We start from the raw sequence: 22,959 nt of genomic DNA on the forward strand, positions 1-22,959 counted from the left end.
GTCGACGCATGGCTCGGTGCCCACGGCCCCGAGCGTGACCCGACACGCCGTTCGAACACATGTTTGAACCCCGCCCGGAATCGGTCTACGGTCTGACCCATGGCCACCAAGAGCACCACGAAGCGCCCCGCACGCAGCGCCAAGGGCGACAAGGACGCCACCAAGGAGCGACACGCAACCGTCACCGCGCTGCCCGACGCGGCGCCCGACGCGACCGGACTCACCCCTCGGCAGCAACGCATCCTGAACACGCTTCGCGAGTCGATCGAGCGCCGCGGCTACCCGCCGAGCATCCGCGAGATCGGCGACACGGTGGGCCTGGCCAGCTCCTCCAGCGTCGCTCACCAGCTGCGCGTGCTGGAGAAGAAGGGCTTCATCAAGCGCGACCCCAACCGTCCGCGGGCGCTGGAGGTGTTCATCCCCGAGCTGATGGCCGCCCGTCGCGCGATCTCCCACGCCGACTCCGGCGACGAGAGCTTCGACCCGACCGGGATCGGCGACGCGGTGCCCGGCGCTCAGTACGTCCCGCTGGTCGGCCGGATCGCCGCGGGTGTGCCGATCCTCGCCGAGGAGCAGGTCGAGGAGGTCTTCCCGCTGCCCAAGTCACTGGTCGGCGAGGGCACCCTCTTCCTGCTCGAGGTCTCCGGCGACTCGATGGTCGGCGCAGCGATCTGCCACGGCGACTACGTGGTGGTCCGCCAGGCCCAGACGGCGGAGAACGGCGACATCGTGGCCGCGATGCTCGATGGCGAGGCCACCGTGAAGACCTTCCAGCGCAAGTCCGGCAAGGTCTGGCTGCTCCCCCACAACGACGCCTATGATCCGATCGACGGCACCCACGCCACCATTCTCGGCAAGGTGACCGCCGTACTCCGCCGGGTCTAGGTGCCCTCCTGGCCGGCCTCCAGCGACGCGTGCCCCGCTACGGCGTCACGTCCGCGACCGGCTGAAGTCCTCCTGAGAACTCGATCGCGGCGAGGGGATGTGCTCGGGGTCACATAGGGGTAGTTTTTCCTGTGGCCGTTGCTCGGACGGCCACATTTCTCGGAAAGGGAGAACCCCTGTGACAAGAATTGCCCCGTCCGTCGCCGCGATCGCGGCGGCGGCAGCTCTCGCAGCCGCCACTACCGGCCTGCTCAGCCCGGCCCAGGCCGCCAGCAACGGCCGAAGCACCCTGCCCGGCAGCACCCCGGCCTGGGCGAAGGCCCAGCACAGGGTCGGCAGCACGCCCGGCTCGCAGCCTGTCGACTTCCGCGTCTACCTCGACTGGCGTGGCGGTGACGCCGCCCAGAAGCTCGCCGAGTCGGTCTCCACCCCCGGCAGTCCCGACTACGGCAAGTTCCTCACGCCCGCCCAGTTCCACCAGCAGTTCTCGCCCAACACCAGCACCGTGAACGCGGTGGAGTCCTGGCTGAAGGGTCAGGGCTTCAAGGTGACCTCGGTCCCCGGCAACCGCAAGTACGTCGAGGCGACCGGCACCGCCAGCCAGGCGGCCTCGGCGTTCAAGACCTCCTTCGCGGAGTACAAGGTGCAGGGCCAGACAGTGCGCAGCAACACCACCGCGCTGAGCATCCCGTCCACGCTCACCCACGTCGAGGCGGTGATCGGTCTCGACGAGTCGCAGACGCTTGCGATCCAGCACAAGGCGGCTCCCCCGCCGCCGGTGTTCGTGAACGCGCAGCCATGCTCGTCCTACTGGGGCGAGAAGACGGTCGACAACACGCCGACCCCGGACGGCACCGTGCTGCCGGCGACGCCCGACTACGCGTTCGCGCCGTGCGGCTATGCCGGCAAGCAGTTGCAGGGCGCCTACGGCATGAGCGGCGCGATCAGCAGCGGCAACGACGGCTCGGGTGTCACGATCGGTGTCATCGACGCCTACGCATCGCCGACCATCGTGTCCGACGTGGAGACCTACAGCGCGAAGCACGGCCTGCCGAGCATCAAGGGCCACTTCAGCCAGATCGTCCCGCCGGGCACCTACAACCGGGCTACCAACAAGCAGCAGGACCCGGGCGGCTGGTCCGGTGAGGAGACCCTCGACATCGAGGCCGCGCACACCATGGCTCCCGGTGCCGACATCGTCTACATCGGCGCTCCGAACAACTACCGCGACCTCGACGCGATCATGAACAAGGTCGTCGACAACCACCTGGCCGACATCGTCACCAACTCCTACGGGTACGGCGGCGAGGCACTGCCCACCGGCTACATCAAGCCGCAGCTGGACACCCAGGCTCAGGCGGCCGCGGAGGGCATCAGCCTGCTGTTCTCCTCCGGTGACAACGGTGACGAGACCGGCGGCGTCGACGGCGCCACCCCGACCCCTGACTGGCCGGCCTCGAGCCCGCTGGTGACCGCGGTCGGTGGCACCGCGCTGGGCGTGGACCAGGGCGACAGCCGACAGTTCGAGCTGGGCTGGGAGACCGAGAAGCAGACCCTGAACGCCGACGGCACCTGGAGCACTCCGTTCTACCTGTACGGCGCCGGCGGCGGCACCAGCAGGCTGTTCGCGCAGCCGTCCTACCAGGCCGGCGTGGTGCCGAGCTCCATCAGCCAGACCTACGGTGGTGCGCCGATGCGCGCCGTTCCCGACGTGTCGGCGCTGGCCGACCCGACGACCGGCATGCTGGTGGGGCAGACCCAGTCCTTCCCCGACGGTCACGCGGCCTACTCGGAGTACCGGATCGGAGGCACCAGCCTGGCGTCTCCGCTGTACGCCGGCATGCTGGCGCTGGCGATGCAGCAGGCAGGTCACCCGTTCGGTCTGGCCAACCCGGTGCTGTACAACGCGCGGAGCGCGTCGTACGACATCACCACTGCCGACAAGGCGACCTACCCGGGCGCAGTGCGTGCTGACTACGTCAACGGGGTGGACGGCAGTGCCGGGTACGTCTACTCGGTGCGTGGGTTCGGCGACGACGGCGACCTGACCATCCACGTCCGCAACGGCTACGACGACGTCACCGGCGTCGGCTCGCCCAACGGGCAGGCGTGGCTGGACGCGGTCGCCGGCCAGTAGGCAACACCGGATCGACGAGCATCACCCACGACGGAGGGGCCGGGTCTGATCCCGGCCCCTTCGTCGTGCACGGCTCCGCCTTTTCGAGCCACTCGTTTCCGAAATCGTGTCGCATCATCGTTTTCGCAGGTCAGCGCGCAAAAAACGGCTGTGCCGGGCACCGCCGTACCCGCTATCTTTCACTGTTGTGACCCTGGAGATGCAGGAGACCCCGGTGCCGGTGGCGGTGGCCGCCCGACGCCGGTTCCATTGGCGTCACGGCATCGCTGAGCTGGCCCTGATCGGCTTCCTCTACGTCGCCTACTCCGCATCCCGTCTGCTCGCCAGCAACGACCTGGCCCCGGCGCGGGAGCGGGCCGCCAAGCTGCTCGACGTCGAGCAGGTGCTCGGCATCGCCTGGGAGAACGCGCTGAACCAGTGGTTCGTGCTCGACCACGCTCTCGCGGTGTTCGGCAGCTACTGGTACGCCACGACCCACTACATCGTCACGGCCGGTGTGCTGGTGTGGCTCTTCGGCCAGGGCCCGCGCCGCTACCTCCCGGCGCGCCGAGCGCTGGTGATCGCCACCGTGCTCGGTCTGGCCGCCTACCTCACGATGCCGACCGCCCCGCCGCGACTCTTCGGCGGCTACGTCGACGTCCTCCAGCTCACCTCGGGCGACGGCTGGTGGAGCGGAGACGCGTCTGCGCCCAAGGGCCTCGGCGACCTGACCAACCAGCTCGCCGCCTTCCCCTCGCTGCATGCGGGCTGGGCACTCTGGGTGGCCGTCGTACTGCAGCGATACGGCCGCTGGCGCGGCCTCCGGATCGCCGGCTGGGCGTACGCCGCCACCACGTCGCTGGTGATCATCGGCACCGCCAACCACTGGGTCCTTGACGCGGTCACCGGCTGGGTCGTGGTGCTGATCGGCTTCGTCGTGGTCAGGTGGTGGCCAGCCGGGCAAGCGCTTGGCGGACCAGCGCGGGATCCGTCGTCGTCCACATCGGCGGCAGGCTAGCCCGCAGGAAGTCGGCGTACCGCGCCGTCGCCAGCCGCGGGTCGAGCACGGAGACCACACCCCGGTCGGTGCTGGTGCGGATCAGCCGGCCGCTGCCCTGAGCCAGCAGCAGCGCGGCATGGGTGGCCGCGACAGCCATGAAGCCGTTGCCCCCCGACCTCTCGACGGCACGCTGGCGGGCCGAGAGCAGCGGATCGTCGGGCCGCGGGAACGGGATCCGGTCGATGATGACCTGCTGACAGGTCTCCCCCGGCACGTCCAGGCCCTGCCACAGGCTCAGCGTCCCGAACAGACAGGTGTGCGGGTCCTCGGTGAACTGCCGGGCCAGCTCGGGCAGCTGTGCTTCCCCCTGGGCCAGCGTCGTGAGGTGCGGCAGCCGGCGGCGTACCTCCTCGGCGGCGGCCTCGGCGGCCCGTCGGCTCGAGAACAGCCCCAGAGTGCGGCCCTCGAGCGCGTCGACCAACGCGACGATCTCGTCGAGCGTGGCCTGCGCCATCCCGTCGCGACCCGGCTGCGGCAGATGCTTGGCCAGGTAGAGGATCGCCTGCTGGCCGTAGTCGAACGGCGACCCGACGTCGATGCCCTGCCAGGACTCGCCGCGGGAGGACAGCTCGAGCCCGAAGGACGTCGCCACCCGGTCGAAGTCACCGCCGAGCTTGAGTGTCGCGGAGGTGAAGACCACGGTCTTCTCGGCGAGCAGCTTCTCGCGCATCGGCCCGGCGACCTCCAGCGGCGCGACGCACAGCTGGTTGCCGCCCCGACGCTCGTCGCGCTCGCTCACCCACAGCACGTCGCGCTCGCTGCCGGCGGCCATCCTCTCGGCAGTGGCGAAGATGTCCTGGGTCCACCCGCGCGCCTGGGTGGCGCCCGCGTCGTCGGTGTCCTTCGGCAGCGCGGAGACCAGTGCCCGGGCAGCGTCGCGCACCAGTGCCAGAGCGTCGGTCAGCTCGACGGGCAGCTGGTCGACACGGCCGGGCGCGGCGCCGTCGATCGCATTGCGCAGCGCGTCGGCGGCGTCGGCGAGGTCGTCGGCCTCGTGCTCCTCGACGTGCCGCTGACCACGCCGGGCGGCGCGCTCGACGTCGGCCGGCGAGAGCTCGTCGGTGGCCGCCTGGGTCACCCGCGCGACCAGCTCATGCGCCTCGTCGATCACCACCGCGTCGTACTCCGGGATCATCGGGATGCCCTCGATCGCATCGATCGCGAGCAGGGAGTGGTTGGTCACCACCAGGTGTGAACGGGCCGCCTTCTCCTTGGCTCGTTCGGCGAAGCACTCGGTGGCGTAGGGGCACTTGGCCGCGCCGAGGCACTCCCGGTGGCTGACGCTGACCTGTCGCCACACGCGGTCGGTGTGCCGGGGCGCGCGGTCCTTCTCGCCGGTGCCGCCCGCCTCGGCCTCTTCCTCGATCCACTCGCGCAGCGCCACGACCTCGGCCCCGATCGAGCCCGTCGGAAGGTCGACCAGCGTTCCCTGGTCGTCGGGCACGCCCTCACGCACGCGGTGCAGGCAGGCGTAGTTGGATCGACCCTTGAGGACGGCGTACGTCGGAGTCTGCGGCAGCAGGTCCGCCACCGCATCGGTCAGCGCGGGCAGGTCGCGTTCGACCAGCTGGTGCTGGAGCGCAAGCGTCGCGGTGGCGACGACCACGCGTTCGCGGTGCAGCAACGCGGGCACCAGGTACCCCAGCGACTTGCCGGTGCCGGTGCCGGCCTGGACGAGCAGGTGCTGTCCGGACTCCATCGCCCGGGCCACCCCCTCCGCCATCTGCACCTGGCCGGCCCGCGTCTCACCACCCAGCGCCTCCACCGCCGCCGCGAGCAGCTCCCGCACTCCCTCCGCCTCGTTCGGCCGAGGCTCCTGGGCCGGCGCTGCAGCGGACATGGCGGACACCCGAGCACCCTACGACGCCCCACCCCCATCCCGCCGAGACGTCACCCATGGCGGTCAGGAGCCAGCAGGCGCAGCAGGAGGCGGCGGGGTCGTCGTACCGGTGCCGAAGTCGACCTGGGGCTGGGCCTGCTGACCAACGGGCGCCTCATAGAAGTCACGCTTGTGCACGCCCGCGACACCGGTGAAGAACATCCACGGCAGTGTCTGCACGGCCTTGTTCAGCGTCGCGACGGCGTCGTTGTAGTACTGCCGCGCGAAGGAGAGCTGGTCCTCGGTGCCGGCCAACTGCTTCTGCAGCTCCAGGAAGTTGGTGTTCGCCTTGAGGTCGGGGTAGTTCTCCGCGACCGCGTTCACCCGGACCAGCGCGCCCTGCAGCGCAGCGTCTGCAGCCGCCTTGGCCGCTACGTCGTCGCCCTTGGCCGCGGTCGCGACCTGGGTGCGGGCGGCGGTGACCTCCTCGAACACCCCCTTCTCGTGCGCCGCGTAGCCCTTCACGGTCTCGACGAGGTTCGGAATCAGCTCTGCCCGGCGGGTGAGCTGCACGTCGATCCCGCCGAGCGCCTCCTGCGCGCCGATGTCGGACTTGCGGAGCTTGTTGAAGCCGACGACGGCGAAGGCCGCCAGCAGCAGGACGATGATGACGATGATGATCACGGCGACCACGGGTAGGTCCTCTCGATCGGTTCGTGCAGGGACTGGACTTGCTCAGTTGCTGGGCCGGTGGCGAGCGGTCACCAGGAGCCACCGCCCCCTCCACCACCTCCGCCGCCACCGGAGAAGCCGCCACCGGACGACGACGAGGACTGGGTGGCCTCATAGGAGGAGATCGCCGCGTCGACGGTGCTGCTGAAGCTGCTCACCATCGAGTCGACGAAGTTGCCGGTGTGGTCGCCCGAGTACATCCCCACGAAGTACGCCGGCAGCGGCGGCTCGGCGCCGACCTCCGTCCGATACTTCTTGGCCCACTCGTCGGCGCATCCGAACGCCACCGCCCAGGGCAGGTAGGCGGTGTAGAGCTCCTTGCGCCCGGAGAAGTCGAAGCGGGCCTCGGCCGACGGCGTGGACAGCACCCGGTGGAAGCCACCGACCCGGGACCACAGCTGGCGTCCGATCGCCGTACGTCGGGTGGACGCGCCTGGCGCCAGCAGCGCCAGTGCGCCGATCGCGAAGAGGCCGGGCACCAGCGACAACACGGTCAGGTCGAACGGGTCGAAGAACACGTTGAGCACCGCGAGCACCAGCCCGGCCAGCACGAGGAACCCGCCGAAGCCTCCCAACCCCGCCTTGACCAGGTTGCCGGACTGCAGCGCCCACTGGGGCACCGCCGTCTCGAAGCTGCCGATGACGCTCTTCAGTCGCTGTCCGTCCGCGACGCTGCTGCTGGACGCGGTGAACGATCCGTGCGGGCCCCCGACCAGCGCGGACACCTGGGCGGTGGCCTCGTCGATGCGGTCCCAGCCCTTGCCGGTGTCGGCGATCGTCCAGCTGCCGTCATCCCGGCTCAGCGCGACGGCACCGCGCTCGGCGGCGTACATCACCGAGGCCACGAAGGCGGTCTGGTCGATGCGCTCCGTGCGGAGGTAGTTGCCCTGGGCGGGCCCGATGCCATCGGGCGGGGCGTACTGCAAGGGGAAGCCCGGGTCGTCCTCGCGACTCCGGCTCGCGGCCAGCAGCCCGAGGGCCGCAGCCAGGGCAGCCAGCACCGCGATCGCGATCAGCGTCGGGACGCTCTGTCCGAGGACCCCGTCCCAGCGGCCGGTCCACGGCAGCTCGTGACCAACCGGTGGGGTCGGTACGTCGAGGCCCGCGGTCACCGTCACCGGGGTGTACGGCGCCAGCGGCCCGGTCCGCACGATCAGACGCGGGGTGCCTGCGCCGGCGGCAGCACAGCCCGCGACAGCACCGTTGCCCAACGCACAGCGCACTCCGGTGGCGTCCGCCGGCAGGAAGACCCTCAGGGTGGCCTTGTCGATCGGCTGCGCCCATCCCCCCGGGATCAGGTTCCAGTAGAACTGGGTCCGCGCGCCGCCGCTGCCGGGCTCGAGCACCCCGGGGATGCGGTAGCTGATCCGGTAGGTGTGCCGCCCGGAGTCGACGTAGCGGTCCGCATCCCCGATGCGCAGCACCCGTTCGCGACGGTTGTTGCGCCACGAGAGGTCGACGCTCGCAGGGCTCCCATCCTGTTGGACCCGGATGTCCTCGGGGATGCGTCGAGCGTGGGGAGCCGACGGGTCGTGGGTGTCGAAGAACCGGAAGATCCCGTGCTTGGCCACCCCCACCGGGAAGAACACGGAGATGTCCTCGACCACGTCGAGATCACCGTTGCGCGCCACATGGAAGTCCGCCACATAGTTCGTGATCTCGGTGTCCTCGCTCGACCCGGACCCGCTCGAGGTGTCGAGCCCCCAGGCCGGCACCGACACCAGCAGCGCGAGAACCACCAGTGCGACTGCCCGCACGACCAGTCGCTTCATGCGCGGAGCCTAGTGGGGCGCGAGCCTCGCCCGGAGCACAATCGGAGTCTTCGCCGGCAGCGCGCCCGTCTCGATGTGCAGCACACGGGTGTGCCGACCGTGCACGGAGCAGGTCACCCTCCCTGCGGTGCACCGCGCTGCGGTCGCGGCTGCGGGCAGGAACACGCGCAGCCGGGTCCGGTCGATCCGCTGCTGCCAACCCGCGGGCACCAGCGGCCAGTGCAGCCGCTGGATCGCGTCGTCGTCCCCGCTGAGCACGCCGTCGTAGCGGTAGCTGATCAGGTAGGTGTGCTGTCCCGGCCGCAGCACGGTGTCGGCCGCACCGATCCACAGCACCCGCGAGTGCCGATGCCGCTGTACCTCGGTGGCCGCCGGTCGGCCGTCCTGCAGCACGGACACGTCGGCGGGGAACCGTTGCACGTGGCCCGGCGCCTCTCGGAAGGTACGCCGGATGCCGTGTCGGATCACGTCCTCGGGGAAGCTCACGGTGAGGCCCTCGGTGACATCCATCCGACCGCTCTCAACGATGTGGAAGTCCGCGTCGTAGCGGGTGATCGTGGTCGGCTCACCGTCCGGATCGGCAGGATCGAGTGGCGTCACGGAGGCCGCCGGCGTACCCACCCGTGCCGTGCTCCCGGCGCGGCCCGGAGCCGACCCGCAGCCCGCCAGCAGGGCCAGCGTCGCGACCAGAAGCAGCGCCGGCCACCTCCCCCGAAGTCGCCTCATGTGGCGCAGCCTATCGACGCCCGTCGCCACGGTCGCGCCGAGGATGACTACCCGTCGGTACCTGTGCTCCCGGCCGCGGTGTACGGCGAGAGCTCGCCGGCCAGCGCCTCCCCGACCCGCGCTGTGACCCGGGTGCCGTCGGCGGTGTGCTCGACGGCGAGCACGTCGCCCCGGTCGTGGACCCGGCTGAGCAGGTCGCCACGGTCGTAGGGAAGCAGCGCGGTGACCTCGATCTCCGGACGGGGCAGCTCGGACTCGATGGCGGCGAGCGCAGCGGGGATGCCCTCACCTGTGCGGGCGCTGACCGCGACCGCGTGCGGCTCGCGGGCGAGCACGCGCTGCACGGCGAGCGGGTCGGCTGCGTCGATCTTGTTGACCACGACGAGCTCAGGGAGCCTGTCGGCACCGATCTCGGCGAGCACCTCCCGCACGGCGGCGAGCTGACCCTCGGGGTCGGGGTGGGCGCCGTCCACGACATGCACGATCAGATCCGCGTCCGCGACCTCCTCCAGCGTGCTGCGGAAGGCCTCGACGAGCTGGTGCGGTAGGTGCCGGACGAACCCGACGGTGTCGCTCATCGTGTAGACCCGGCCGTCCTCGGCCGTCGTACGACGTGTGGTCGGGTCCAGCGTGGCGAAGAGTGCGTCCTCCACCAGGACGCCTGCGTCGGTGAGCCGGTTGAGCAGGCTGGACTTGCCGGCGTTCGTGTAGCCGGCGATCGCGACGCTCGGGATCTCGTTGCGTCGCCGGCTGCCGCGCTTGGTGTCGCGGGTGGTCTTCATGTGCGCCAGCTCGCGGCGCAGCTTGGCGATCCGCGTGTTGATCCGGCGCCGGTCGGTCTCGATCTTGGTCTCGCCCGGGCCACGCCCGCCGATGCCGGCACCGCCGGCCACCCGGCCACCTGCCTGGCGCGACAGGTTGCCGCCCCAGCCGCGCAGCCGCTGCTTGAGGTAGGTGAGCTGGGCCAGCTCGACCTGCGCCATGCCCTCCTTGCTCTTCGCGTGCTGGGCGAAGATGTCGAGGATGAGCGCGGTCCGGTCGACGACCTTGACCTTGATCTTGTCCTCGAGGTTGCGCAGCTGGCTGGGAGCGAGCTCGCCATCACAGATCACCGTGTCGGCGCCGGTCGCGCGGACGATCTCGGCGACCCCCTCGACTTTGCCGCGGCCGATGTAGGTCGCCGGGTCGGGCTTGTCGCGCCGCTGGTAGAGCGCGTCCAGGACCTGTGAGCCGGCGGTCTCGGCGAGCAGGGCCAGCTCGGCCATCGAGTTCTCGGCGTCCTCGACGGAGCCCTCGGTCCACACGCCGACGAGGACCACCCGCTCGAGCCGGAGCTGGCGGTACTCGACCTCGCTGATGTCCTCGAGTTCGGTGGACAGCCCCGCAACGCGCCGCAGTGCGTGCCGCGCAGCGAGGTCCATCTCACCGGTGGTCTCGTCGTCGGCGACGTCGACACCGCGTGAATCGGTGGCTGGGAGCTCGTCGAGGTCCCAGCCCGCGGTCTGGGCCAGCTCCTCGTCAAGAGTGAAGTTCTCTTCGGATGCGTTCGTCATACGACCTCCAGCCTAGGTCGCCGCGACCACCACGGCGAACGACTTTGCCGTGAGCGTGGTCTCCGACCGATCGGGTACGTCGCATCCATGGAGACCGAGCAGCCGAAGACCGGCCCCGCGAACCCTGCCGCGGAGGGGCCTGACGCCCCGACTCCGCCGGGTGGTCCGCAGCGGGTCGACACGCCCGACACCGCGCGCATCCCCCAGCCGCAGGAGCACGACATCCGGCCGTCCGAGCGGGTGGACCCTGATCTGGCCGAGGAGCAGCTGAACGAGGAGAACGCCGCAACGTCGATGGACCAGCCGTCGGAGAACGTCGAGTGAACGAGCCTGACCGTTCGGCGGGTTCTGCCGAGCCCGAGCCCGGCGCCGAGCCGACGCAGCAGGTGACCGACAACGATCTCGGCCAGGACCGCGACGCGCTGCGCGACCTCGACCCGTCCTCCGGCGTCTTGGAATCCGATGCGGCAGGAAACAACCCGGACGGGCTGGCCGGCGAGATGGGACTGAGCAGCGAGCGGGTCGGCAAGGTGCGCGGCTCGGTCCGTCCTGCAACCCACGGCGCGGAGGCGACCGTGTCCCCGGAGGTCGAGGATCCGCCACCGGAGCAGTCAGCCGACCCGGCCAGCGGTCCCGAGCCGCATCCGGACAACGACCTGTCGCCGCATTCGTTCGACCGCGACCGCTGGCACGGCCACTCCCACGGCTGAGCCGCCGCGAACGAGCGGCCCACCGTGGCGAGGGGCTACTTCGGTGGCATCCGGATCCCGCCGTCGACGCGGACCGTCTCGGCATTCATGTAGGAGTTCGTGACGAGCTCGACCACCATGCTCGCGAGCTCGTCGGCGACACCGAGACGCTTGGGGAACAGCACGCTCTGGCCGAGGTGGGCCTTGAACTGCTCCGAAGCCTCCCCCTCGCCGTAGATCGGCGTGTCGATCAGGCCCGGCGCCACGGTGTTGACCCGGATCGCCGCGGCCGAGAGGTCACGCGCGACCGGCAGGGTCATCCCCACGACACCGCCCTTGGAGGAGGAGTACGCCGCCTGGCCGATCTGGCCGTCGAAGGCGGCCACGCTGGCCATGTTCACGATCGCGCCACGCTCTCCCGACTCAAGCAGGTCGTGGCGACTCATCGCGGTAGCGGCGAGCCGGATGGCGTCGAAGGTGCCGATCAGGTTGATCGCGATGACCTTCTTGTAGGCCTCGAGGTCGTGGGCCGAGCCGAACTCGCCGTCCTTGCCGATGGTCCGTTGCGCCCAGCCGATGCCGGCGGAGTTGACCAGAACGCGAAGCGGCGCCAGGCCCTCTGCGGTCTCGACCGCGGCCTCGATCTCGTCGGTCTGGGTCACGTCGACGCTGGCGAACGCGCCGCCGATCTCCTTGGCGAGGGCTTCGCCCTTCTCCGCGTTCAGGTCCGCGACGACGACCCGCGCACCCTTGGCCGCGAGCTGACGGGCGGCGGCGGCTCCGATGCCGGAGGCGCCACCGGTGACGATTGCACTGGCTCCGTTGATGTCCATGCAGCGGAGTCTAGGCAGTGCCGGACGGCCAAGGTTCTGCAGGTCCATCGTGCAAAGTTGCGCCGCCTGGAGGCCCTCAGCTCGCAAAGTTGCGCCGCCTCGACGTACTCGCCGCGGCTACAGGTCGGTGACGCCCTCGGCGACCAGGACCGCGGGGCCGGTCATGAGCACCCGGTCGTCCTCGGTCCAGACGATGTCGAGGCGGCCGCCGGGCAGATCGACGGCGTACGACGTGCCGCGCTCGGCGCCATCGGCCAGCGCCGCCGCGACCATCACCGCGCAGGCGCCGGTGCCGCAGGACTCGGTCTCGCCGGAGCCGCGCTCGTGCACCCGCATCGCCAGCTGCTGCTCGCCGACCCGGCGGACGAACTCGACATTGACCCCGTCGGGGTAGATCGCGGCGTCGACCACCGGGGCCTCGAGCAGCGGTCCGGCGTCGGCGAGGTCCTCGACGAAGGCGACCGCATGGGGGTTGCCCATATCGACGCGCGACGCGGCCCACGAGCGGTCCCCGACCGACACCTTGGTCTCGCCGAGGAGCGTCGGGGTGCCCATGTCCACCGTGATCCGGCCGCCATCGAAGGTGAGCACCTTGACGCCGGAGCGGGTCGCGATCGGCAGCGGGTTGCGCGGATCGACGTCAGCGTGGGTGGCCAGGTAGAGGCCGAGCACGCGGATGCCGTTGCCGCACATCTCGCTGAGCGAGCCGTCGGCGTTGCGGTAGTCCATGAACCACATCGCCTCGTCGCGGGCGCCGACCGCGGCCGGGTCGTCGGTCGCGTCGGTGCGGACCACCCGGATCACGCCGTCGGCGCCGATCCCGGCCCGGCGGTCGCACAGCCGCACCACCTGCTCGGGCGTCAGCTCGTGCCGGCCTCCTGCGTCGGGCACCAGCACGAAGTCGTTCCGCGTGCCGTGCCCCTTGACGAATGCGTAGTCCACCCGGCAAGTCTACGGATCCCCGTGTCCTCACCGGTTCTGTCGGTCCTCGGTGCGATGGTCGATCCATGGACGAACTGATGATGCTCCGCGGCGAGGGTCGTCACTGCCCCGACTGCGCGACCGTGACGATCTTCCTGCCCGTCGGAGACCACTCCGAGCGGCCGGATTGCGACGAGTGGGTCTGCACGGCCTGCGACGGTGCGCTGATCCTGGTCCCGCTGGCGGCCTGAACCGTCGCGCCCGGGCGCGAGCGGGAGTCGGCGATCTGTCATCCTGCCGGGGTGAGCAAGGAGCGCGCCAAGTCCCCCGCCGAGCCGCCAGTGCTGCGGGTCCGCGGCCTCACCCGGCGGTACGGCGAGCACTCCATCGTCACCGACCTGGACCTCGACGTTGCCGCCGGTGAGGCCGTCGCGCTGGTCGGTCGCAACGGCGCCGGCAAGTCCACCGTGCTGCGCTGCATCACCGGCGTCGACAAGCCGACCGAAGGCACCGTCGAGCTCGACGGCGCCACCCTCGACGAGCGCTCCCCCGCGGTGCGTGCCGGCCTGTCGGTGGTGATGGACGATCTGGACTTCTTTCCCGACCTGAGCGTCGTCGAGCATCTCGACCTGTTCGCCCGTGCACACCGGGTGCCCGATGCCGAGACGGTCGTCGACGACGTCCTCCACGAGGTCGGGCTCATCGACCAGTCCGGGCAGCTCCCCGGAACGCTGTCCTCGGGCCAGCGCCGCCGACTGGCGCTCGCGAGCGCCTTCGTGCGGCCCCGACGACTGCTGGTGCTCGACGAACCCGAGCAGCGGCTGGACTCCGCCGGCCTCGACTGGCTGGCCGGCAGACTGCAACGGGAGAAGGCCGAGGGTCTCGCCGTACTCCTGGCCAGCCACGCCGACCAGCTGGTCGCCGCGGTGGCCGACCGCGTCGTGACCCTGGGCGAGCACGAGCAGGAGGTCCCGAGCTGAGCGCCGGTCGGGAGGTCCGCGAGCTGAGGGCCGAGGTTCGGCACTGGCGACGCGGCCGCGCGAACGCCAAGCTCGTCGACGTCCTCGGTGACGTCTACATCGGGATCTTCGCGGCGCTGATGCTCGGCTCGATGGTCGCCAACGTGGTCATCAACGTCGGCCGGGTCTCCGGCCAGCTGTGCACCTCGGCCGGCTGCCGGGAAGGGCGCACCGCACTGCCCTGGCTGGTCGCCCTCGCGGCGCTGTTGCTGGTGGTGGCGGTGGCCCGGCTCTTCGGGCCGGTGTTCGTGTCGCCCGCGACCGCGTCGTGGCTGCTGCCGGCCCCGATCGACCGACCCTCGGTGCTCCGACCACGCCTGGTCTGGGCGCTCCTGGTGGCCCTCCCCGCCGCGGCCCTGCTCGCGGCGGTGGGCAGCACGCTCGCCGGGTTCGCGGCCGGACCGGTCGCTGCCTTCGCCGTCAGCGCCGGTGGTCTCGCCGTGGCCGGCGTCGGCATCGCGGCGCTCGCCCAGTCCCGGCGGGGCATCGCGTCCCGGGTGCTGGTCTGGCTGCTCGCCGCATTGCTGTGGGCGGCTCTGCTGGTGCTCGCTCTCGGTGTCGCACCGCGGCTGGAGTCGCCGCGACACCTGACGGCCACATGGTGGGCGGTGCTGGCGGCTGCGGCGGCGCTGGCCGTGGCCCTGGGGGTGCTCTCGGTGACCCGGCTGGGGCGGCTGCGTGACCGCGACGTCGCCCCCGGGGGCTCGCTCGCGCCCGGCCTGTCCGGAGCGCTGGCCACCCTCGACCTCGCCCTGCTCTATGACGTCCTGGTCGAGCACCGGTGGCGGGGCCACGCCACGGTGCGGTCCCGCCGCGGGCTGCCGGCAGGCCCGGAGGCGCTGGTCCGCACCGAGGTCACCCGGATGCTCCGCAGTCCGCAGACCGTCGTGGTGCTGGCCGCCGCCGTGGTCGCGCCGTACGCCGTGGCCGCGACCGGCGCAGGCCGACTGACGCTGCTGGTGGCCGCGCTCGCCGGCTTCCTCGCGGGCCTGCCGCTGCTGGTCGCCCTGCGGGTGCTCACCCGAACCCCCAGCCTGCTGCGGATGCTGCCGTTCCCGGTCGCCGAGACGCGACGGCTCGTGCTCCGGCTGCCCGGCCTGCTGCTCATCGCCTTCGGTCTTGCCTGCGTGCCCGCGGTCCATGCCGCGGTCGGCGGGACGCCCACCGGTGCGGTGGGCATCGGCTTCGCAATCGGGCTGTCCGCGCTCGCCTCCGCCGTCCGCTGGGTGACCGGGCGACCGCCGGACTACTCCCGGCCGCTCGTGTCCACGCCGGCCGGCGGCGTACCGACGAACCTCTATGGCAGTGCCCTGCGCGGGTTCGACATGCTGCTGGTCACCACGGCCCCGCTGCTGCTCTCCCCGACGGGCAACGGCGCATTCTTCTCCCTGGTCCTGTCGCTGGTGGTGCTCGGCTACCTCACTGCCCGTCAGTAGCCGACTCGCGGACGACGTCGTACCGTGCGCAGGCGAAGTCGCGGTTCTGCGCAAGGTCGGTGAGCCTCAGCTCGATCCGTCGCGGCAGCATCGGTGCGCCACCGCCGAGCGTCACGGGGGCGTACTGCACCCACACCTCATCGAGCAGACCGGCGTCGTGGAACTGTCCGACCAGGTCGCCACCGCCGACGACCCAGACGTTCTTCCCGCCGGCCGCGGCGACCATCTCCGCGTGCACGTCTGCGATCGGCGCGGAGGTGAACCGGATGTCGCCGTCCCGCGGCGGGAAGTCTCGGTGGGTGAACACCCAGCACGGCATCGAGTAGGGCCAGCCGTCGTCGTGGTTGTCCACGATCCACTGGTACGTCGTCGCGCCCATGCACATCGCCCCCCAGCCGGCCCGGACCCCGGCATAGCCCATCGGGCCGTGCTCGTCGATGTCACGGGACAGCAGCCAGGACAGGGAGTTGTCCGGGTCGGCGATGAAGCCGTCGACACTGGAGGCGGTGTAGTACTGAGTCACCATCGGTCCACCCTCGCACGGAGCACCGACACCCTGATCGCGCTTGCTCCGTCAGAGCGTCGCGGCCACCGCGGATCCGACGAGATCGGGGTCGTCGTGGGCCACCCACCGAACCCGGTCGTCCTTGCGGAACCAGCCCTCCTGACGGCGGGCGAACCGGCGGGTGGCCACGACCGTGCGCTCTCGGGCCTCGTCCTCGGTGATCTCCCCGGCGAGGTGGTCCAACACCTGCTGGTAGCCCAGCGCTCGGCTCGCGGTGAGTGACTCACGCAGGCCGTGCCCGCAGAGCTCGCGCACCTCGTCGACCAGCCCGCGCTGCCACATCAGGTCGACCCGGCGGGCGATCCGCTCGTCGAGCGTGGCCCGGTCGACGTCCACCCCGACCTGCCGTGCATCCCGGTAGTGGTAGCGACGCTCGGGCAGGGCCGCGGTGAAGGGCCCGCCGGTCAGCTCGATGACCTCCAGTGCTCGGACGATCCGACGGCCGTTGCTCGGCAGGATCGCGGCTGCAGCAGCCGGGTCCTGCGCGGCCAGTCGCCGGTGCATCGACTCGGACCCCTCGACCACGAGTTCCTCCTCGAGACGGGCCCGGACCGTTGGGTCGGTGCCAGGGAAGTCGAACTCGTCCAGCACCGCTCGGGTGTAGAGCGCGGAGCCGCCCACCAGCACCGGCACGACGTCGCGGCGGTGACAGTCGGCGATCACGTCGCGCGCCAGCCGCTGGAACTCTGCGACGCTGGCGCTCTGGCTGACGTCGAGGAGGTCGAGCAGGTGGTGCCGGATCCCGCGCCGCTCGGCCACCGGCAGCTTCGCCGTACCGATGTCCATGCCGCGGTAGACCTGCATCGCGTCGGTGTTGACCACCTCACCACCGAGGCGCTCGGCGAGCTCGAGAGCCAGGTCGCTCTTGCCGGCCGCGGTGCTGCCGACGACGGCCAGCACCCTGCTCTGCGCACCTCCCATGTGATAAGTCTGTCAGGCTGGCGACAGTCGCCGGCAGATCATCTCGGAGGTACTCATGGGATTTCTCGACGACGCCAAGGACAAGGCTGCCGGCCTGCTCGGCGACAACAAGGACAAGGTCGGTGAGGGCGTGGACAAGGTGGCCGGCATCGCCGACGAGAAGACCGGTGGCACGTTCACCGACCAGATCGACCAGGGTGCCGACCAGGCCAAGGACGCTCTCGGCAACCTCGACGGCTGATTGAGATGAGCCGCTTCACCGTCGTGCCGGCGGCGTACGTCTATCTCCGGCGCGATGGTGAGGTGCTCCTCCAGCTGCGACAGGACACCGGCTACATGGACGGGCATTGGGCCGCCGCGGCTGCCGGACATGTCGAGCGCGGTGAGACGGCGTACGACGCCGCACGGCGCGAGGCCGCCGAGGAGCTCGGGCTGACCGACCTCGTCCTCGCCTTCGAGCTCACCATGCAGCGCACCCAGGGACCCGGCCCAGACGCGGCCTTCGACCCGATCGAGGAGCGGGTCGACTTCTTCTTCAGCTGCACCTCCTGGTCCGGCGACCCGCGGATCATGGAGCCGGACAAGTGTGCCGAGCTGCGCTGGTTCGGGCTCGATGACCTGCCCGACACCGTGGTCCCCCACGAGCGGCTCGCGCTCCAGCGGCTCGGCTCCGGCGGCGGCTACGCGACCTTCGGTTTCGATCGCGCCGGATCGGGCACGCGGACCTGATGAGCCTGCCCGAGCCACGTGTCGACCCCGCGCCCGACGAGTTCCCCGGTGGCGCAGACGCCGTCGACGACTACGTCGAGGAGTTTCCGCACCTCACCCCCGACCCGCCGTTCTCGGCCCAGATCGAGGACGAGGTGGTCCCAAACGCGGTCCGTGCACCGGACGACAAGCAGCAGGAGGGCGACTCCTCCGACGGTCACGGGGCGGACCCGACCAGCGAGCCCGCCTGATCCAGCCGTCAGCCGCAGCCCGACGCCTCCGGCAGGGGTGCAGGCACGCCGACCGCCGGCATCCCCAGCGCCACCCCCTGCGAGGGCACCCCCTCCGGTGTCTGACCCTGCCGAAGGGCCCATGCGTCCCCCGCCCGGGTACGGCGGACCGCGCGCACCGGTCCGTCGGCGACCAGGTGGTGCGGAGCGCCGTGGCTGACCTCGACCTCGACCACGTCACCGGGTCGCACATCGATCGTGCTGCCGTCGGCGGCGACGGGGGTGAAGTGCACCAGCCGGTTGTCGCGGGCGCGGCCGGACAGCCGGTGGGTGGCAGCGTCCTTGCGCCCCTCCCCCTCGGCGACCATCAGCTCCAGGGTCCTGCCCTCGAGCCGGCGGTTCTCGGCCCAGGAGATCTCGTTGACCAGCGCCACCAGCCGCTCATACCGCTCCTGGACGACCTCGGCCGGCACCTGGTCGGGCAGGTCGGCCGCCGGCGTACCGGGTCGCTTGGAGTACTGGAAGGTGAACGCGCCGGCGAACCGCGCCTGCCGCACCACCTTCATCGTCTCGAGGAAGTCCTCCTCGGTCTCGCCGGGGAAGCCGACGATGATGTCGGTGGTGATCGCCGCATCGGGCATCGCCGCCCGCACCCGGTCGATGATGCCCAGGAACTTCTCCTGGCGATAGGAGCGACGCATCTCCTTGAGCAGCCGTGACGAGCCCGACTGCAGCGGCATGTGCAGCTGCGGCATCACGTTGGGTGTCTGCGCCATCGCCTCGATGACGTCGTCGGTGAACGACGAGGGGTGCGGGCTGGTGAAACGCACCCGCTCCAGGCCCTCGATGTCGCCGCAGGCGCGCAGCAGCCTGCTGAACGCCTGCCGGTCGCCGAACTCCACCCCGTACGTGTTCACGTTCTGCCCGAGCAGGGTCACCTCGCTGACGCCCTCGGCGACGAGCGCCTCGATCTCCGCGAGGATCTCGCCCGGCCGCCGGTCCTTCTCCTTGCCCCGCAGTGCGGGCACGATGCAGAACGTGCAGCTGTTGTTGCAGCCGACGCTGATCGACACCCAGGCCGCGTAGGCCGACTCCCGCTTGGTCGGCAGCGTGCTCGGGAAGACCTCGAGGGACTCCAGGATCTCGATCTGCGCCTCGTCTGCGACCCGGGCCCGTTCGAGCAGCACCGGCAGCGACCCGATGTTGTGGGTGCCGAAGACCACGTCCACCCAGGGCGCCTTCGTCGTGATCGTGTCGCGGTCCTTCTGCGCCAGACAGCCACCCACCGCGATCTGCATGCCCGGCTGCTTCGCCTTGACCGGCGCCAGATGGCCGAGGTTGCCGTAGAGCCGGTTGTCGGCGTTCTCCCGGACCGCGCAGGTGTTGAACACGACCACGTCGGCCTGGTCGCCCTGCGCCACCGGGGCATAGCCGGCGTCCTCGAGCAGACCGGAGATCCGTTCGGAGTCGTGGACGTTCATCTGGCACCCGTAGGTGCGGACCTCGTAGGTACGGACAGCGCTGTTCATGACCGGACAAGGGTACGTGGTGCCGACGCCGGCGCTCGCCGGTCGGGGCCCGCCACACTAGGCAACACAACAGCCACGATGCACGCGGCGCACGGGTCAGGGGGCATATCGGGTACGCACCCGGGAGGAATGTGCCGCATGACGGACGCTGCGGGTCTCGTCGTTCTCACGGGCGTCGAGAAGAAGTACGGCGAGCTGCATGCGCTGAAGGACAGCAGTGTGTGGTCGCACTGAAGGACAGCTCACTGGGCAGGGTCGCTGGATCTCGCTCTACCTCAACGACTATCTGATGGTCTTCGGCCCGATCGCGCTGATCTATGTGGTGACGAACAACGGCGTCTCAGCACTGGCCACCTGGCTCGAGCCGCGGCTCGCCCGTCCTGGCCGTGCAGCGGCAAGCGCCGTCGAGGATGTCGAGGCAGTGCTTCCCCAGGGCTGATATGTGGGCCCTGTCTGTCAAGAGGGCAGGGTGAGGCGCCGCCGGCACTGGGTGTGCTGGCGGCGCCTCTCTTGGTCTGGGGCTGTGGTCGTCTTGTCGCAGCGTGTCGTTGTCGACGCGCGGTCGATGCTGATATGCGCGGGTTGGTTACCGCAGGACGGCGTGCGGCAGGAGTGGTCGGCTTCTCTGAGGTCGAGCGTCACGAGCTTTTTCGTGGCTCACAGCCCAATCGCGGACGGGGTTCTCCTCGCGCTGCTCGTCAAGACGGTTGACGGGCCAGGCCAAGTCTTCGTAGGCCGGCTACTCCAATATGGCTAGTGACCAGCACCAGCCGGCTAGCTCACGCGCGATCGCGGTGTTCGCGACGGTGTTCTTCTTGTGCCGGCGGGTGTAGCTGGCCCAGCGTTGGTTGAGTCGGGTGTTGCCCACGTGCGCGCGCACGCGTGCCGCTTCTGGGGCCTGTTCCCAGCGGGCTCGCAGGACCGCACCGACGGTGTAGCGGGGCTTGTGGTGCCAGGCGGCCTCGATCAGTAGCCGCCGGGCGTGGCTGTTGCCGGTCTTGGTGATCGAGCCCTGGCGGCGGGACTGGCCGCTGGAGTGCTCGGAAGGGACGAGTCCGAGGTAGGCGCCGATGCCGTTGGCGTTGAATCGCTGCCAGTCACCGAGCTCGACGGCGAGCGCGAATCCGGTCAAGGTCGAGATACCGCGCAGGCAGCACAGTCGACGTGTCACGTCGGTGAACTCGCTGTCTGCGGCGACCTGGGCGATCAGCTTGTCGAGGCGATCGCGGCGCGCGACGGCGAACTCGATGGCCTCGAGGTCGGCCTCGTAGGCGCATCGGGTGCCCAGCTCCTCGAAGCGGATCCGATGCAGCCACCCATGGTGCTTGGCCGACCAGGTCTGCCCGCCGTAGTAGACGTGTCCGTGGCGCAGCAACAGCTTCGAGACCCGGTGCCGGGCGCGCATCAGATCGCCGCGGACGTCCTCACGGGCCCTGACAAGGTCGCGTGCCGATTCTTGGGAGATCGTCGGCACCCGGACGCTGGTCACGTCGTCGTTGCGCAGCAGCTTGGCAAGTTGCAGCGCGTCACGGGCATCGGTCTTGACCCGATCACCAGCCGGACGAACGAGCTTGGACGGTGCCGCGACCTCGCACCGCAGCCCGGCCGCAGCCAGCGCTCGGGCCAATCCGAACCCCGTCGGTCCTGCCTCGTAGGTGACCGCGACCGGACCGGGCAGACGAGCCAGCCATTCCAGGACGATCTCGTTCGAGGGGATCAGCCGTTCCTTGAACAGCTCGCCGGTCGTGGTGTCGATCGCCGTCGCGACGACCGACCGTGCATGCACATCGAGTCCAACACTCGTACGCTCAGTGAACACCGGGGCCTCCTATGCCTGTGGATAGGTCGAGCAGGCCGCTCCTGCCCGATAACCCACGTTCATGCATGTGAGAGGCCCCGGCCCGCAACCCCCTCACGTCGAGGCGGTCACGTCATACCGTCTGACCCGCACGGGGCACCCTCACGACCGGACGAGACTCCGAGCGGGGTCGCCGGGCCGGTCGTCGCCCCGTCGCCGCCAGGCGGCCAGCGCCGCAGCCGGCGGGAGCAGGATCAGCGCCGACTGCACGGTCGTGTCCAGCCAGTCCACGTGCAGCGACGGGTCGGCGAGCGCACCAAGCCCGAGCACCGCTCCGGCGGTGACGGCCGCGGAGGCCTGCTCCCGGCTCAACCGCACGCAGGCGAGCAGCGGCAGACACCACAAGAAGTACCAGTACTGCAGCACGGGACTGAGCAAGGTCGCGGCCAGCATCACCAGCGCCGTACCCCGCAGCGCCGGGATCGTCTCGGTCCGTGTCCGCACCAGCGTGCCGATGATGACCGCCCCCAGGAGAGCGACCGCACCGATGCGGATGATGGTGGAGGGATGCAGGTCGGTCAGCACGACGTGCCCCAGGTGGCCGAGGCCGCGCAGGCCCTCGTCGAGCAGGTGGCCGGTGTAGACACTCGGCGCGAGAAGGGTCCGTTCGTGGGCCGGGACCGCTAGCCCGTGCACCCAGCCGAAGCCGAGCCCGGAGGCGATCCCGATCGCGACGACGGTGCCGGCTCCGAGGACACCGACCTCGACGGTCCGCCGGAGCCGCTGCGACAGCCGGGCCCCCGGATGCAGGGAGAGCAGCACCACGCCGAGCGCGACGAGGCCTCCCGGTGCCTTGACCGACGCGGCGACTCCGGCAAGCACAGCGGCCCAGGCCCAGTGCTCCCGGCGCGCGACAACGAGCGCGCAGAGCATCACCGCGGCCATCAGCAGGTCGTTGTGCAGTCCCCCGACACCGTGCGCGATCACCAGCGGGCTGGCCAGCACCAGCGCGGACGCGTCAGCCGGGTTGCGACCGCTTCGCGCCGCCAGCCTGGGCACCGCCCAGGCGAGCAGTCCGACCGCGCCCAAGGCGAGAAGCCGGTAGGCGATCAGCAGAACCCACGGGTCCGAGGTCAGCCGCGAGAACACCCCACCCCAGACCAGTGGCACCGGGCCGTAGGGCGAGACGGTGAACAGCCAGCCGTGCCAGACCGCCGAGCTCAACGGGCCGGGGAGCACCGCCGGCGGATAGATGTACGGCGACAGCCCGTGACCGTCGAGATAGCCGGTGGCCACGTAGCTCCAGCCGTCCCCGCTGAACAGCGGCGGCGCGCCCAGCAGTGGTATCACCCAGAGCGCGGTGACCTGCCGCACCCGACGTACGCCGTCGGGTCGGTCTGCGACGATCCTGCGCAGCCGCCACCACGACCAGGTCAGCAGCGCCAGACCCGCGAACGCGATTCCCATGCCCAGCGCGCGATGGACGGGCAGGCTGCGCAGCTGGTGCAGCACCGGGGTCTGCCGGACCCAGCTCGGGGTCGGCTCCGGTCCGTAGAGGAGGCCGCTGAAGAGGAGGAGGCCCGAGCCGGCGACCCCGTATGAAGCCACTCCTCGCACATCTTCACACTGGGCGGCCAACCTTTCGCC

24 protein-coding genes are annotated in these 22,959 nt (G+C 70.7%); 12 read left to right on the forward strand and 12 right to left on the reverse strand.

What is annotated here, in order from left to right:
* The first annotated feature begins 99 nt into the window (after positions 1-99).
* From lexA to Q9R13_RS08065, 3 genes are all read left to right on the forward strand, one after another.
* Positions 100-885, forward strand: coding sequence for a transcriptional repressor LexA (gene lexA, locus Q9R13_RS08055; protein ID WP_310964572.1), 786 nt, complete (start codon positions 100-102; stop codon positions 883-885).
* Between the two features lie 178 nt (positions 886-1,063).
* A complete protein-coding gene (locus tag Q9R13_RS08060; RefSeq protein WP_310964574.1) occupies positions 1,064-3,022 on the forward strand; it encodes a S53 family peptidase in 1,959 nt (652 codons plus the stop codon).
* A gap of 187 nt (positions 3,023-3,209) precedes the next feature.
* On the forward strand, positions 3,210-4,019 hold the full coding sequence (locus Q9R13_RS08065; RefSeq protein ID WP_310964575.1) for a phosphatase PAP2 family protein: 810 nt from the start codon (positions 3,210-3,212) through the stop codon (positions 4,017-4,019).
* Here Q9R13_RS08065 and Q9R13_RS08070 read toward each other — a convergent pair.
* The 5 genes from Q9R13_RS08070 to hflX all read right to left on the reverse strand — a co-directional run bounded on the left by Q9R13_RS08070 (position 3,943) and on the right by hflX (position 10,663).
* Positions 3,943-5,901 (reverse strand): ATP-dependent DNA helicase, encoded by a 1,959-nt coding sequence (locus Q9R13_RS08070; RefSeq protein WP_310965059.1) that lies wholly within the window; start codon positions 5,899-5,901, stop codon positions 3,943-3,945. The two genes, Q9R13_RS08065 and Q9R13_RS08070, sit on opposite strands and share 77 nt — an antisense overlap.
* A 63-nt stretch (positions 5,902-5,964) precedes the next feature.
* Positions 5,965-6,573 (reverse strand): LemA family protein, encoded by a 609-nt coding sequence (locus tag Q9R13_RS08075; protein WP_310964576.1) that lies wholly within the window; start codon positions 6,571-6,573, stop codon positions 5,965-5,967.
* 68 nt (positions 6,574-6,641) lie between these two features.
* The gene (locus Q9R13_RS08080; protein WP_310964577.1) at positions 6,642-8,384 is read right to left on the reverse strand and encodes a DUF2207 domain-containing protein; all 1,743 of its coding nucleotides are present in this window, start codon (positions 8,382-8,384) and stop codon (positions 6,642-6,644) included.
* Positions 8,385-8,393: 9 nt separating this feature from the next.
* On the reverse strand, positions 8,394-9,110 hold the full coding sequence (locus Q9R13_RS08085) for a DUF2207 domain-containing protein (protein WP_310964578.1): 717 nt from the start codon (positions 9,108-9,110) through the stop codon (positions 8,394-8,396).
* A 47-nt stretch (positions 9,111-9,157) separates the two neighbouring features.
* Positions 9,158-10,663 (reverse strand): GTPase HflX, encoded by a 1,506-nt coding sequence (gene hflX, locus Q9R13_RS08090; RefSeq protein ID WP_310964579.1) that lies wholly within the window; start codon positions 10,661-10,663, stop codon positions 9,158-9,160.
* 87 nt (positions 10,664-10,750) lie between these two features.
* Between hflX and Q9R13_RS08095 the strand changes: the two genes are divergently transcribed.
* Entirely contained in the window at positions 10,751-10,987 is a 237-nt protein-coding gene (locus Q9R13_RS08095) for a hypothetical protein (protein ID WP_310964580.1), read from the forward strand.
* The gene (locus Q9R13_RS08100) at positions 10,984-11,373 is read left to right on the forward strand and encodes a hypothetical protein (protein WP_310964581.1); all 390 of its coding nucleotides are present in this window, start codon (positions 10,984-10,986) and stop codon (positions 11,371-11,373) included. The genes Q9R13_RS08095 and Q9R13_RS08100 overlap by 4 nt, the downstream gene beginning before the upstream one ends.
* A 35-nt stretch (positions 11,374-11,408) precedes the next feature.
* Here Q9R13_RS08100 and Q9R13_RS08105 read toward each other — a convergent pair whose 3' ends face one another.
* Positions 11,409-12,185: an SDR family NAD(P)-dependent oxidoreductase gene (locus tag Q9R13_RS08105; protein WP_310964582.1), complete on the reverse strand. Its 777-nt coding sequence runs from the start codon at positions 12,183-12,185 to the stop codon at positions 11,409-11,411.
* A gap of 117 nt (positions 12,186-12,302) precedes the next feature.
* Complete coding sequence (gene dapF, locus Q9R13_RS08110; protein ID WP_310964583.1) at positions 12,303-13,127, reverse strand: diaminopimelate epimerase; 825 nt, start codon at positions 13,125-13,127, stop codon at positions 12,303-12,305.
* 65 nt (positions 13,128-13,192) lie between these two features.
* On the opposite strand from dapF, the gene Q9R13_RS08115 reads away from it, so the two are divergent.
* The 3 genes from Q9R13_RS08115 to Q9R13_RS08125 all read left to right on the forward strand — a co-directional run bounded on the left by Q9R13_RS08115 (position 13,193) and on the right by Q9R13_RS08125 (position 15,561).
* Positions 13,193-13,357, forward strand: coding sequence for a hypothetical protein (locus tag Q9R13_RS08115; RefSeq protein ID WP_310964585.1), 165 nt, complete (start codon positions 13,193-13,195; stop codon positions 13,355-13,357).
* 51 nt (positions 13,358-13,408) lie between these two features.
* Positions 13,409-14,086 carry a heme ABC exporter ATP-binding protein CcmA gene (gene ccmA, locus Q9R13_RS08120; protein ID WP_310964586.1) on the forward strand — a complete coding sequence of 226 codons (678 nt, stop codon included), beginning with the start codon at positions 13,409-13,411 and terminating at the stop codon, positions 14,084-14,086.
* A gap of 131 nt (positions 14,087-14,217) precedes the next feature.
* Positions 14,218-15,561 (forward strand): DUF6297 family protein, encoded by a 1,344-nt coding sequence (locus Q9R13_RS08125; protein WP_310964587.1) that lies wholly within the window; start codon positions 14,218-14,220, stop codon positions 15,559-15,561.
* Here Q9R13_RS08125 and Q9R13_RS08130 read toward each other — a convergent pair.
* On the reverse strand, positions 15,545-16,087 hold the full coding sequence (locus Q9R13_RS08130) for a dihydrofolate reductase family protein (RefSeq protein ID WP_310964588.1): 543 nt from the start codon (positions 16,085-16,087) through the stop codon (positions 15,545-15,547). The two genes, Q9R13_RS08125 and Q9R13_RS08130, sit on opposite strands and share 17 nt — an antisense overlap.
* Positions 16,088-16,135: 48 nt before the next feature.
* Positions 16,136-17,047 (reverse strand): tRNA (adenosine(37)-N6)-dimethylallyltransferase MiaA, encoded by a 912-nt coding sequence (gene miaA / locus Q9R13_RS08135; protein WP_310964590.1) that lies wholly within the window; start codon positions 17,045-17,047, stop codon positions 16,136-16,138.
* Positions 17,048-17,102: 55 nt separating this feature from the next.
* Here miaA and Q9R13_RS08140 point away from each other — a divergent pair, with 55 nt between their 5' ends.
* Genes Q9R13_RS08140 through Q9R13_RS08150 form a run of 3 tightly spaced genes read left to right on the forward strand, consistent with a single transcriptional unit; the run spans position 17,103 to position 18,006 of the window.
* A complete protein-coding gene (locus Q9R13_RS08140) occupies positions 17,103-17,288 on the forward strand; it encodes an antitoxin (RefSeq protein WP_310964591.1) in 186 nt (61 codons plus the stop codon).
* 5 nt (positions 17,289-17,293) lie between these two features.
* Positions 17,294-17,776 carry an NUDIX hydrolase gene (locus tag Q9R13_RS08145; protein ID WP_310964592.1) on the forward strand — a complete coding sequence of 161 codons (483 nt, stop codon included), beginning with the start codon at positions 17,294-17,296 and terminating at the stop codon, positions 17,774-17,776.
* Positions 17,776-18,006 (forward strand): hypothetical protein, encoded by a 231-nt coding sequence (locus Q9R13_RS08150; RefSeq protein WP_310964593.1) that lies wholly within the window; start codon positions 17,776-17,778, stop codon positions 18,004-18,006. Before Q9R13_RS08145 ends, Q9R13_RS08150 begins: the two co-directional genes overlap by 1 nt.
* 8 nt (positions 18,007-18,014) lie before the next feature.
* Here the strand turns inward: Q9R13_RS08150 and miaB are convergent, their stop codons facing one another.
* Positions 18,015-19,514: a tRNA (N6-isopentenyl adenosine(37)-C2)-methylthiotransferase MiaB gene (miaB, locus tag Q9R13_RS08155; RefSeq protein ID WP_310964595.1), complete on the reverse strand. Its 1,500-nt coding sequence runs from the start codon at positions 19,512-19,514 to the stop codon at positions 18,015-18,017.
* A 217-nt stretch (positions 19,515-19,731) separates the two neighbouring features.
* On the opposite strand from miaB, the gene Q9R13_RS08160 reads away from it, so the two are divergent.
* On the forward strand, positions 19,732-19,953 hold the full coding sequence (locus Q9R13_RS08160) for a hypothetical protein (protein ID WP_310964596.1): 222 nt from the start codon (positions 19,732-19,734) through the stop codon (positions 19,951-19,953).
* 300 nt (positions 19,954-20,253) lie between these two features.
* Here Q9R13_RS08160 and Q9R13_RS08165 read toward each other — a convergent pair whose 3' ends face one another.
* Positions 20,254-21,333: an IS110 family RNA-guided transposase gene (locus Q9R13_RS08165; RefSeq protein ID WP_310962367.1), complete on the reverse strand. Its 1,080-nt coding sequence runs from the start codon at positions 21,331-21,333 to the stop codon at positions 20,254-20,256.
* A 141-nt stretch (positions 21,334-21,474) separates the two neighbouring features.
* Positions 21,475-22,920 (reverse strand): polyprenol phosphomannose-dependent alpha 1,6 mannosyltransferase MptB, encoded by a 1,446-nt coding sequence (gene mptB / locus Q9R13_RS08170; RefSeq protein ID WP_310964597.1) that lies wholly within the window; start codon positions 22,918-22,920, stop codon positions 21,475-21,477.
* Positions 22,921-22,959: the final 39 nt, after the last annotated feature.

Source organism: Nocardioides marmorisolisilvae (assembly GCF_031656915.1).
GTDB classification, from domain to species: Bacteria; Actinomycetota; Actinomycetes; order Propionibacteriales; family Nocardioidaceae; genus Marmoricola; species Marmoricola terrisoli.